This is a genomic window from Nonomuraea sp. NPDC050790, from assembly GCF_044456745.1.
Lineage (GTDB): Bacteria > Actinomycetota > Actinomycetes > Streptosporangiales > Streptosporangiaceae > Nonomuraea.
Map to the genome: position 1 here is coordinate 1,758,136 of NZ_JBITGF010000001.1, position 11,582 is coordinate 1,769,717.

The window sequence follows — 11,582 nt, forward strand, 5'->3', positions numbered from 1 at the left end:
TCTCCGGTATCACCCGGAGATGTCGTCGTCACCTGCCACGTCTGGTCTCCTCTGTCGCGATCAGCAGCGTTTCACACCATACCTCACCGATGGCGGGCGGCTCGTCGTGCGGGAACCACCCGCACGTCCAAAGATCTCAGCCGTCCGCGAGCGCGGCCAGCAGGCGGTCCTCGGTCACCTCCGGCCCGCTGAGCTGGTGGGTGATGGCGCCGTCGCGCAGCACCACGACGGAGTCGCAGTTGTCGACGAGCTCGCCCACGTCCGAGGAGATCAGCAGGATCGCCAGGCCGTCGACGGCCAGCTCGTCCAGGAGCGCCTGGATCTGCCGCTTGCTGGCCTGGTCCACTCCCCTGCTGGGCTCGTCCAGCAGCAGGACCTTGGGCTGCATGGCCAGCCACCTGGCCAGCAGCACCTTCTGCTGGTTGCCGCCGGACAGCTCCCCCGCGAGCTGGCGGGGCGAAGCGGCCTTGATGTCCAGGCGCTTCATGAACGTGGTGACGATCCGGTCGATCCTGGTGTCGGCCACGATCCCGGCGTGCGACAGGCGGGGCAGTGCGGCCAGGGCGATGTTGTCGCGTACGGACAGATTGGGCACGATGCCCTCGGTGGTGCGGTTCTCCGGCACCAGCCCGACCCCGGCCCTGACGGCGCTGCGCACGGACCACTTCCTGCTGGCCGTCCCCGACACCGTGACCTGCCCCGACTCGACGGGCAGGGCTCCGGCGATGGCCCTGGCGGTCTCGCTACGCCCGGCGCCGAGCAGCCCGCCGAGCCCGACGACCTCTCCTGGGCGTACGGCCAGCGACACCCCGGCCAGCACGTGGGCGCGGGTCAGGCCCTTGGCCTCCAGCACGGGCCGGTCGGCCACCTCGTCCACCGGCCAGCTCTCCGGCGGCGCGTCCGGCGGGTGGAAGGGGCGGCCCATCATGAGCGAGACCAGGCGGACCCGGTCGAGCCCGGCCAGCGGCCCGGTGTGGACGACGCGGCCCTCGCGCAGGACCGTGACGCGGTCGCAGATCTCGTAGAGCTCCTCCAGGCGGTGGGTCACGTAGATGACCGCCCTGCCCTCCTCGCGCAGGCGGGTCACGGCGGCCAGCAGGGTGGCCAGTTCCGCGTGCTCCAAGACCGTGGCGGGCTCGTCCATGATGACCAGCTTGGCGGCCGAGCAGGCGGCTCTGGCCAGGGCGACGAGCTGCTGGGCTCCGGGGGTGAGGGAGTCGAGGGGCTGGCGCGTGCTGACGCGCAGGCCGTACTGGGAGAGGAGCTCGCCGGCGCGGGCGTGCATGGCCGCGAAGTCGATCAGCCCGAGCCTGCCGCGCGGTTCGGCGCCGAGGAAGAGGTTGCGGGCGATGCTCATCGTCGGGACGAGGCCGCTCTCCTGGTGGATCGTGGCGATCCCGGCCTGCCTGGCCTGCGCGGGGGTGGCGAACTTGACCGGCTCGCCGAGCCAGCGCACCTGGCCCGCGTCGGGCTGGTGGACGCCGGAGATCACCTTGACGAGGGTGGACTTGCCCGCCCCGTTGCCGCCGATGACGGCGTGGACCGACCCCGGCCGCACGGCCAGCGTGACGTGGTCGAGGGCCGGGACGCCCTGGAAGGTCTTGAGTACGCCTGCAAGCTGAAGCACGGTTGCCTCCACCCCGATGGTGGCCACAACAAGAAACAATCTCGCAACGAAGATGTCACATTCGGTCAGAGCTGGGCAACGTGCAGCCGCACTCCCTTGGCGGCCAGTTCGTCGAGCACGTCGCGGGGGGCGTCGTCGTCGGTGACCAGATGGGCGATGCGCTCGGCCGGGATCGTCTGCACCATCGTGTCGTGCCCGATCTTGGTGTGGTCGGCCAGGACGACGACCTCCTCGGCGGCGGCGGCCAGCGCGCGGTCGACCGCGGCCACCTGGAGGCTCGGCGTGGACAGGCCGCGCTCGGCGCTGAGCCCGTTGCCGGAGACGAACGCGCGGCGCACCCGCAGGCCCGCCAGCGAGCCCTCGGCGCCGCTGCCGACCAGGGCGAGGATCGGGCCGCGCAGCGACCCGCCGGTGACCACCACCTCGATGCGCGGGCTCGCGGCGAGGGCCTGGGCGACGAGCAGGGAGTTGGTGACCACGGCGAGGTCGGTGTGCCTGGCCAGCCTGCGGGCGAACTCCTGGGTGGTGGTGCCGGGGCCGATGACGATGGCGTCGCCGTCCGCCACGAGCGAGGCGGCGAGGTCGGCGATGGCGGCCTTCTGCGCGGCCGAGACGGCGCTCTTCTGCGTGTGGGTGGGCTCGCGGGTGAAGTCGCCCGGCAGGGTGGCGCCGCCGTGGTGGCGGTTGAGCAGCCCCTCGGACTCCAGCGCGCGCAGGTCGCGGCGGACGGTCACCTCGGACGAGCGCACCGCCTGGGCGAGCTCGCGCAGGGAGACCGCGCCGTTGGCGCGGACCAGCTCCAGGATCCGCTGGCGGCGCTCGGCTGCGAACACGGGCCTGCCGCTCTCCCTCTGCGTGTCGCTCACGTGGCCCGAGCATAGTCGACCGGCGATCGGCTGCCCATCTCTGACCATTTCAGAACGAATCTGATCGATTTTTCTTGACCACGGTGTCGGAACAGTGCTTTCTTTGGTCGAGATGGCGCTCGTTTTCGATCGGAAGGCAGCTCCGTGATCACACGCCTCTCCTTAGCACTGGCCGTCCTGCTCAGCGTGATGTGGCCGCTCTCCCCCGCGGCGGCCGCCCAGGCGGAGCGGCATGGCCTCAAGGGCGACTACCACCTGAGCACCGGACCGGGCACGTTCGACTTCGGCGAGCTCAAGGCCACCGTCGTCGACCCGAACCTCGACTTCGCCGACCTCAACCCCGCCCTCGCGGAGCTGACCGGCCGCGACGAGAACGTCACCGTACGGTGGACCGGCCGCATCCAGGCGCCCGCGACGAACACCTACACCTTCTCGATGATCGGCGACAACGGCTTCCGCCTCTGGGTCGACGGCAGGCTGATCATCGACAACTGGCGCGACATCTGGGACGTGGAGCAGATCGGCGCCCCGATCGCGCTGGAGGCCGGGCGCGCGTACGACATCAAGGTCGAGTACTTCGAGCACTACGGCGGCGCCAACCTGCGGCTGCGCTGGCAGAGCCCGGACCTGGCCAAGACCGTGGTGCCCACGCAGGCGCTCCTGCTGCCCGAGGGCTTCGACCCGCCCGGCCCCGTCCAGGCCGAGGTCGGCACGGCCGGCGACACCGCCACCCTGACCTTCGCCAAGGAACTCAGGCCCACCACCGCCGCCACCGGCTTCAAGATCACCACCGGCGGCTCGGCCTGGCCCATCACCTCCGTGTCCTCCTCCGGCGCCACGCTGACGGTCAAGCTGGGGGCCAAGATCCCGCTCAAGGCCGGCAACAGCGTGCGCGCCTCCTACGACGGCACCGGCGGCGTCACGTTCGCCGACGGCACGCCGCTGCCCGCCTTCCCCCGGGCCGCGCTGGTCAACCGCTCGGAGTACCTGCTGGCCAGCAAGTTCGCCAAGGACATGAACCCGGCCAACCCGCTGCCCGACTACCCTCGGCCGCAGCTCGTGCGCGAGCGCTGGCGCAGCCTCAACGGCCAGTGGCAGTTCGCCGCCGCCGAGGCGGGCGAGCAGCCGCCGGTCGGCAGGAACCTGGCCGAGCGCATCACCGTGCCCTTCCCCGTGGAGTCGGCGCTGTCGGGCATCGGCAGGGCCGAGGACCGCATGTGGTACCGCCGCACCTTCGAGGTGCCCGCCGGCTGGCGCGGCGAGCGCGTCATCCTCCACCTTGACGCCGTGGACTGGGAGTCGACCGTCTACGTCAACGGCACGCGCCTCGCCACCCACCGCGGCGGCTACGACCGCTTCACCGTCGACGTGACCGACGCGCTCACGCGCAGGGGTCCCCAGGAACTGATCGTCGGCGTCTTCGACCCCACCGACAAGGGCAACCACCCCACCGGCAAGCAGCGCCTCACCCCGGGCGGCATCTGGTACACGCCCAGCTCCGGCATCTGGCAGACCGTCTGGATGGAGCCCGCGCCGCGCAACCGGATCCTGTCGGTCGACGCGGTGCCCGACCTCAAGGGTCAGAGGCTGAAGGTGACCGTCAACGCCGGCCTCACCGGCACCCGGGTCAGCGTGGTGGCACGCGACGGATCGAAGGTCGTCGGCCGCGCCAGCGGGCGCTCGGGCGGCGAGCTGAGCCTGCCGGTCCCCAACCCCAAGCCGTGGACGCCCGACACCCCCTTCCTGTACGACCTGACGGTCACGACGACCCAGGACCGCGTGGGCTCCTACTTCGGCATGCGGGAGATCTCGCTCGGCCAGGTCGCCGGCAAGACCCGGATGCTGCTGAACGGCCGGCCCGTCTTCCAGCTCGGCCCCCTCGACCAGGGCTTCTGGCCCGACGGCCTCTACACCGCCCCCACCGACGCGGCCCTGCGCTACGACCTGGAGGTCACCAAGCAGGCCGGGTTCAACGCGGTGCGCAAGCACGTCAAGGTCGAGTCGGACCGCTGGTACCACCACGCCGACAAGCTCGGCCTGCTCGTCTGGCAGGACATGCCCTCGACCTCGGGCAACACCAACCAGGCCCAGTTCGAGACGGAGTTCCGCCGCATCGTCGACCAGCATCGCGGCAGCCCCTCGATCGTCATGTGGGTGCCGTTCAACGAGAGCTGGGGCCAGTACGAGGTGGCCAGGGTCGCCGACCTGGTCAAGAGCTGGGACCCTTCGCGCCTGGTCGACAACCAGAGCGGCGTCAACTGCTGCGGCGCCCAGGACGGCGGCAACGGCGACGTCATCGACTGGCACATGTACCCGGGCCCCGCACCGGTCTCGCCGCCGAGCGCGACCAGGGCCTCGGTCCTCGGCGAGTACGGCGGGCTCGGCCTGCTCGTCATCGGCCACACCTGGTCGGGCGGCGGCTGGGGCTACCGCGTCGAACCCGACGCCGAGACCCTGACCACCCGCTACGTCGAGATGGACCAGACGCTGCGGCGGCTGCACGCCTGCGAGGGCCTCAGCGCGGCCATCTACACCCAGACCACGGACGTGGAGGTGGAGCTCAACGGGCTCATGACCTACGACCGGGCGGTCATCAAGCCCGACCTCGCCCGGGTCCGGGCCGCCAACCGGGCGCTCGTCGACGAGATCTCGCCCGCCTGCTAGGAAAGGAACCACCATGTCCCGCACCACGATCCTGGCGCTGGCCCTCCTCGTGACCGTGGCCGGCTGCGCCAAGGGCGAGGAGCCCCAGACGGCCGCGGCGCCGTCCTCCACCGCAGGTCAGCAGGTCGTCAAGACGCCCAGCGGCACGGAAGGACCGGCCTGCACGCTGGAGCGCTTCGGCGGCGCCGCCTTCGACCTCAAGAGCGCGACGGTCGGCTTCTCCCAGTCGGAGAAGGAGGCCAATCCCTTCCGCATCGCCGAGACCAAGTCGATCAAGGACGAGGCGGCCAGGATCGGTATCACCAACCTGAAGGTGACCAACGCGCAGTCGCAGTTCTCCAAGCAGATCACCGACGTGGAGCAGCTCATCGCCCAGGGCGCCAAGCTCCTGGTGATCGCGCCCCTGAACTCCGACGGCTGGGAGCCGGTCCTGCAGCAGGCCGCGGCGAAGAAGGTGCCCATCATCACCGTCGACAGGAAGATCAACGCCAAGGCCTGCACCGACTACCTGACCTTCATCGGCTCCGACTTCTACGAGCAGGGCAAGCGGGCCGCCGACAAGATGATCGAGGCGGTCGGCGGCAAGGGCAAGGTGGCCATCCTGCTCGGCGCGCCCGGCAACAACGTCACCACCGAGCGCACCAGCGGCTTCAAGGACCGGGTCAAGGAGAAGGCGCCCGGCATCACGATCAGCTTCGAGCAGACCGGCGAGTTCGCCAGGGAGAAGGGCCAGCAGGTCACCGAGCAGCTCATCCAGTCCAACCCCGACATCAACGGCATCTACGCCGAGAACGACGAGATGGCGCTCGGCGCCGTGACCGCGCTGAAGGGCGCGGGCAAGCAGCCCGGCGACATCAAGATCGTGTCCATCGACGGCACCAGGAGCGCGGTCCAGGCCATCGTCGACGGGTGGCTCCACTCGGTGATCGAGTCGAACCCCCGCTTCGGCCCGCTGGCCTTCGAGACCGCCTCGAAGTTCCTCGCCGGTGAGGGCATCGCCGAGAAAGTGATCATCTCCGACCGCGAATACGACCAGGCCAACGCCAAGGACTCGCTCGGTGAAGCGTACTGAACCCGTGCTGGAGGCCCGGGGGATCACCAAGCGCTTCCCCGGCGTCGTGGCGCTCGACGACGTGCACCTCGCCCTCGAGGCCGGCGAGGTGCACGCCCTCGTGGGCGAGAACGGCGCCGGCAAGTCCACCCTCATCAAGGTCTTCACCGGCGTCTACCGGCCCGATGCCGGCGAGCTGCGCTACGACGGGGCGCCGGCCGGCTTCTCCTCCCCGCTGGAGGCGCAGCGGGCCGGGATCTCCACCATCTACCAGGAGGTCAACCTCGTCCCGATGATGAGCGTCGCCCGCAACCTCCTGCTCGGCCGCGAGCCACGCGGCCGGCTGGGCGTCATCGACACCGCCAGGCTGTACGGCCAGGCCCGCGCCATCCTGCGCGACTTCGGCCTCGACACCGACGTCAGGCGCCCGCTGCGCGGACTCGGAGTCGGAGCCCAGCAGATGGTCGCCCTGGCCAGGGCCGTCTCGGTGGACGCCAAGGTGGTCATCATGGACGAGCCCACCTCGTCGCTGGAGCCGCGCGAGGTCGAGACGCTGTTCGGCGTCATCGGCCGGCTGCGCGACTCCGGCATCGCGGTCATCTACGTCAGCCACCGCCTCGACGAGCTCTACCGGGTGTGCGACAACGTGACCGTGCTGCGCGACGGCCGCGTGGCGCACACCGGGCCGCTGGCCGGGCTCGACCGGCTCAGGCTCATCTCCCTCATGCTCGGCCGCGACCTGGACGAGGTGAGGAGCGACGGGCTCACCCGCTTCAACCGCGGCCACGACGGCGTGGACGGCGCGCCGGTCGTCGAGGCCCGCGGGCTGACCAGGCGGCACGTGCTGTCCGACGTCACCGTCTCGGTCCGGCCCGGTGAGGTGGTGGGGCTCGGCGGGCTTCTCGGCGCCGGCCGTACCGAGACCGCGAAGGCCATCGTCGGCGCGCTGCCCCTGGACGGCGGGCAGGTGCTCGTGGCGGGGGCGCCGCTGCCTCGCGGCGGGACGAAGGCGGCGATCAGCGCCGGCGTGAGCATGCTGCCGGAGGACCGCAAGGCCGAGGGCATCATCCCCGGCCTGTCGGTGCGCGACAACATCGCGCTGGCCGCGCTGCCCTCGCTGGCGCGCGCGGGGCTCGTCTCCGACTCCCGGATCGACCGGGTGGTGGAGATCTTCATGCGGCGGCTGCGGATCAAGGCGGCCTCGCCGCACCAGGCCGTCTCGGAGCTGTCGGGCGGCAACCAGCAGAAGGTGCTGCTGGCCCGCTGGCTGGCGGTGCGCCCCAAGGTTCTGCTGCTCGACGAGCCCACGCGCGGCATCGACGTCGGCGCCAAGGCGGAGGTGCAGGCGCTCATCGACGAGCTGGCCGGCGAGGGGCTGGGCGTGCTGCTCATCTCCTCGGACCTGGAGGAACTGGTCGAAGGGGCGGACCGGATCCTCGTCCTGCGCGAGGGCGCGGTGATCGGCGAGCTGTCCGGCGAGAACGTGACCGAGGAGAAGATCATGGCGGCCATCGCGGAGCACGCCGATGACTAGATGGATCCGCGACTACGGCGTCTACGCCGCGGTGCTGGCGCTGCTGGTGTTCAACGTGCTGTTCACGCCGTACTTCCTCGACGCGGCCAACTTCCGCACCCAGCTCGTCCAGGTCTCGCCCATCGTGATCGTCTCGCTGGGCATGGCGCTGGTGATCGGCACGCAGGGCATCGACCTGTCCGTGGGCTCGGTGATGGCGATGGCCGCCGCGCTCACCGCCCTCTATCTGGGGTACGGCGCCGCCGTCGCCGTCCTGGTCGCGCTGGCCGGCGGCGCGGTGGCGGGCGCGGCCGGCGGCGCGCTCGTCGCCTACGTGGGCATCCAGCCGATCGTGGCGACGCTGGCCCTGCTCGTCGGCGTGCGCGGGCTGGCCAACGTGCTGGTCCCGCAGCTCGTCGAGTTCCGCAACCCCGACCTGATCGCCCTCGGCAGCGACTCGCTGTTCGGCGTCCCGCTCGTCGTGATCATCGCCGCCGCGCTGACGCTGGTGGTGGCCTTCCTGGTGCGCAGGACCACGTTCGGGCGGCAGGTGGTCGCGATCGGCGGCAACCGGGCCGCCTCGGAGCTGTCCGGACTGCCGGTCAAGCGCGTGTTGGTGCTCGTCTACGTGATCTCCGGGCTGCTCGCGGCGCTGGCCGGAGTGCTGGCGACCGCGAGGCTGCAGGCCAGCGACCCCACCTCGCTCGGGATGTTCATCGAGCTGTCGGCGATCACCGCGGTCGTGGTGGGCGGCACGCCGCTGTCGGGCGGGCGGATCAGGGTCGCCAGCACCGTCATGGGCGCCCTGCTGATGCAACTGCTGTCCGCGACGCTCATCAAGCACAACCTGCCCCAGTCGTGGACGCAGATGGTCCAGGCGGTCATCATCCTGGCCGCCGTTTACGTGACGAGGGAGCGTGCCAGGCGATGACGACCGTCACCCGCAGGGAAGTGGTGGGCAGGGCGCTGCAGCAGCACGGCGCGCTGATGGTCCTGGGAGTGCTGATCGTCTTCGGCACGCTGGCCTTCGGCTCCTTCGCCACCGTGCCCAACGCCGTCAGCGTCGTGGTCTCCTCCTCGTTCCTGGCCGTCGTCGCCGTCGGCATGACCTTCGTGATCATCAGCGGCGGCATCGACCTGTCCGTCGGCTCGCTGTTCGTGCTCGGCGGGGTGCTCGCCGCCCTCGGCTCCCGGTACGGCTTCGCCGCCGCCCTCCTCCTGCCCCTGGCCGTGTGCGGCCTGGTCGGGCTGGTCCAGGGCCTGATCATCGCCAGGACCGGGCTGGCGCCGTTCATCGTCACGCTGGCCGGCCTGCTCGGCGTACGCGGGCTCATGCTGGCCATCTCCGACGAGGGCGCCACCACCTACCTGGTCTCCGACCCGGCGTTCGCCGCGCTCGGCCAGGGCGGGCTGCTCGGCCTGACCTGGCCGGTCTACGTCACGATCGTGCTCGTGCTGGCGGCGATGGTGCTGCTGCAGCGGACCGGGTTCGGGCAGAACGTCTACGCGATCGGGGGCAACGAGCAGGCCGCGGCGCTCATGGGGGTGCCGGTGGCCCGTACCAAGGTCCTGGTGTACCTGATGTCCGGGCTGCTCGCGGGCCTGGCCGGAGCGCTCAACGCGGCCAGGCTCTCCTCCGGCGTGACCATCCTCGGCATCGGCATGGAGCTGGACGCCATCGCCGCGGTGGTCATCGGCGGCACGCTGCTGACCGGCGGGGCGGGCGGCGTGACGGGAACGGTGGCCGGGGTCCTGCTGCTGGGGGTGATCCAGAGCCTGATCAACCAGGTCGGCAACCTGACCTCCTCCTTCCAGCAGGTGGTCAGCGGCGCGTTCCTGGCGCTGGTGGTGGTGGCGCAGCGGCTGCTCAGCAAGGCGCAGCGGCTGAACTGACCCGTTTCCCGGGCGCGCGATATCCCATACATTTGGTAGGAAAAATGGGATAAGCCTGAGGAGCGACCATGCCCCTGCCGGACTTCCTCGTGATCGGCGCCCCCAAGACGGGGACGACCGCCCTGCACGCCGCGCTCCGGCGCCATCCGGAACTGTTCCTGTCCGAGGTCAAGGAGCCCAAGCACTTCCTCACCGACGGGCCGCCGCCCGCGCAGGGCGGCCCCGGTGACGCCGCGACCTACCGCGAGCACGTGTGGCGCCGCAGCGACTACGAGGCGCTGTTCGCCGCGGCGCCGCCGGGGGCGCCGCGTGGCGAGGCGACGCCGTTCTATCTCTACGACCTGGCGGCGCAGCGGCGCATCCACGCCGCGATCCCCCACGCCCGGCTCATCGCGATCCTGCGCGATCCGGTCGAACGCGCCCACTCCAACTGGGTCCACCTGTGGTCGGCGGGGCTGGAGCCGCTCGACGACCTGGTGCGCGCGTGCGCCGACGAGCCGCGGCGCGTCGCCGCGGGCTGGGCGCACTTCTGGCACTACACCGGCCTCGGCAGGTACGGCGAGCAGCTCGCCCACCTGTTCACGCTGTTCCCGCGCGAGCAGGTGCTGACCTTCCGCTACCGTGACCTGCTCGACCGCCCGGCCGAGACGCTCGACCGGATCTGCGTCTTCCTCGGGGTGGCTCCCGGCCTGCTCACCGAGGTGCCCAGGCAGAACGTCACCGCCCACCCCGGCCGGCGTCCCACGCTGCTGTCGGCCTTCCGGCGGCGGCTGCGCGGCGGGCTGGCCGACCGCGTGGAGACCCGGCTCCAGCGCGACGGCCTGGCCCGCCGGCCGCTGACGTGGGAGCAGCGGCGGGAGCTGCTCCCCCACTTCGCCGCCGACATCCGGCTCCTGCAGGAGGTCACCGGCGAGGACTTCGGCGACTGGCTCGGGCCCAAGCGGCGCTCCGGCGGCCTGGTCGGCCCCCGCCCGCCGGGCCAGCGCCAGGCCAGGAACGGCCGCCCGCCGCTCGCCTGAGCGGGACGTCAGCGCAACTCGGTGCGCAGCTCGTGGGCGCCGTCCGCCCTCGTGTACTCGTAGAAGAGGCGGGTGCCGCCGCCGGGCAGGTCGAGGATCTCCAGGTAGCGCAGGCCGCCGCCGTGGTGCGGGGAGGCGGCGGCGGGCCCGGTGCCCACCGGGGTCATCGCGGCCGGTTCGTCGCCGACCGCGAGCCCGGTCCGCTCCTCGTAGTTCTCGGCCGCGCTGGCCCGGCCGTCGTAGAAGGCCACGACGCGCCCGCCGTCGAAGCGGACGGCGCTGACCCGGACGCCGCGCGCGTCCCAGAGGCCGGGGCGGCCGCTCAGCGCCGTTCCGTGCCAGGTCCAGTCGAGGCCGTCGGGGCTGGTGGCGTAGTCGGTGACCATCTGGTCGGCCTCGTCGGGGTCGTCCAGCGGGTGGCAGGAGGCCCACAGGTGCCAGCGGTCGGCCCGCCGTACGATGACGGGGTCCTTCACGCCCGTCTTCGGGTCGCCCGGCAGAACGGTACGCCGCGCGGCCGGGTCGAACCCGGACGGGTCCGACGCCTCCAGCACCTCCACCCGCCAGTGCTTGGTGCCGGGGGTGGCGCAGCTCAGATAGAGCCGCCAGCGTCCCTCGGGGGTGCGGACCAGCGCGGGACGTTCCAGCGACTCGGCCGCCATCCGCTCGCGGGTGATCGTCACCAGCGGTTCGAACCGCTCGCCGTCCGCCGAGCGGGCGACCACGATCGCGTAGCCGCGGCCCTCCCCCACGGGACGGCGCAGCCGGTAGGCGAGGTAGATCGCCCCGTCGGCCGCCACGGCGCTGGGCGCGCCCGCCCAATGTCCTTCGCCGCTGACCGGCGGGCCGACCGCGACCACCGATCGGGCGGGGTCGGGAAGAAGGGCCTGGATATCGATCGACATGGACACGACAGTAGGGCCAGGTCCCGGTCCGCACATGGAGCTTC

9 protein-coding genes are annotated in these 11,582 nt (G+C 71.7%); 6 read left to right on the forward strand and 3 right to left on the reverse strand.

Translation table 11 applies throughout. The features are described 5' to 3' along the window. Positions 1–136 precede the first annotated feature (136 nt). Positions 137–1,627 (reverse strand): sugar ABC transporter ATP-binding protein, encoded by a 1,491-nt coding sequence (locus ACIBEJ_RS07895; RefSeq protein WP_397181856.1) that lies wholly within the window; start codon positions 1,625–1,627, stop codon positions 137–139. A 65-nt stretch (positions 1,628–1,692) separates the two neighbouring features. Then, a complete protein-coding gene (locus tag ACIBEJ_RS07900) occupies positions 1,693–2,493 on the reverse strand; it encodes a DeoR/GlpR family DNA-binding transcription regulator (protein WP_397181857.1) in 801 nt (266 codons plus the stop codon). Between the two features lie 144 nt (positions 2,494–2,637). On the opposite strand from ACIBEJ_RS07900, the gene ACIBEJ_RS07905 reads away from it, so the two are divergent. The 6 genes from ACIBEJ_RS07905 (at position 2,638) to ACIBEJ_RS07930 (ending at position 10,633) form a co-directional block, all read left to right on the forward strand. Next, the gene (locus tag ACIBEJ_RS07905) at positions 2,638–5,157 is read left to right on the forward strand and encodes a PA14 domain-containing protein (protein ID WP_397181858.1); all 2,520 of its coding nucleotides are present in this window, start codon (positions 2,638–2,640) and stop codon (positions 5,155–5,157) included. A gap of 13 nt (positions 5,158–5,170) precedes the next feature. After that, positions 5,171–6,229: an ABC transporter substrate-binding protein gene (locus tag ACIBEJ_RS07910; RefSeq protein WP_397181859.1), complete on the forward strand. Its 1,059-nt coding sequence runs from the start codon at positions 5,171–5,173 to the stop codon at positions 6,227–6,229. After that, positions 6,216–7,742 (forward strand): sugar ABC transporter ATP-binding protein, encoded by a 1,527-nt coding sequence (locus tag ACIBEJ_RS07915; RefSeq protein WP_397181860.1) that lies wholly within the window; start codon positions 6,216–6,218, stop codon positions 7,740–7,742. The genes ACIBEJ_RS07910 and ACIBEJ_RS07915 overlap by 14 nt, the downstream gene beginning before the upstream one ends. Beyond that, entirely contained in the window at positions 7,735–8,652 is a 918-nt protein-coding gene (locus ACIBEJ_RS07920; RefSeq protein WP_397181861.1) for an ABC transporter permease, read from the forward strand. Before ACIBEJ_RS07915 ends, ACIBEJ_RS07920 begins: the two co-directional genes overlap by 8 nt. Next, positions 8,649–9,614 carry an ABC transporter permease gene (locus tag ACIBEJ_RS07925; RefSeq protein WP_397181862.1) on the forward strand — a complete coding sequence of 322 codons (966 nt, stop codon included), beginning with the start codon at positions 8,649–8,651 and terminating at the stop codon, positions 9,612–9,614. Before ACIBEJ_RS07920 ends, ACIBEJ_RS07925 begins: the two co-directional genes overlap by 4 nt. Before the next feature lie 68 nt (positions 9,615–9,682). After that, the gene (locus ACIBEJ_RS07930; RefSeq protein WP_397181863.1) at positions 9,683–10,633 is read left to right on the forward strand and encodes a sulfotransferase family protein; all 951 of its coding nucleotides are present in this window, start codon (positions 9,683–9,685) and stop codon (positions 10,631–10,633) included. An 8-nt stretch (positions 10,634–10,641) separates the two neighbouring features. Here ACIBEJ_RS07930 and ACIBEJ_RS07935 read toward each other — a convergent pair whose 3' ends face one another. After that, positions 10,642–11,538 (reverse strand): hypothetical protein, encoded by an 897-nt coding sequence (locus tag ACIBEJ_RS07935; protein ID WP_397181864.1) that lies wholly within the window; start codon positions 11,536–11,538, stop codon positions 10,642–10,644. Positions 11,539–11,582 lie beyond the last annotated feature (44 nt).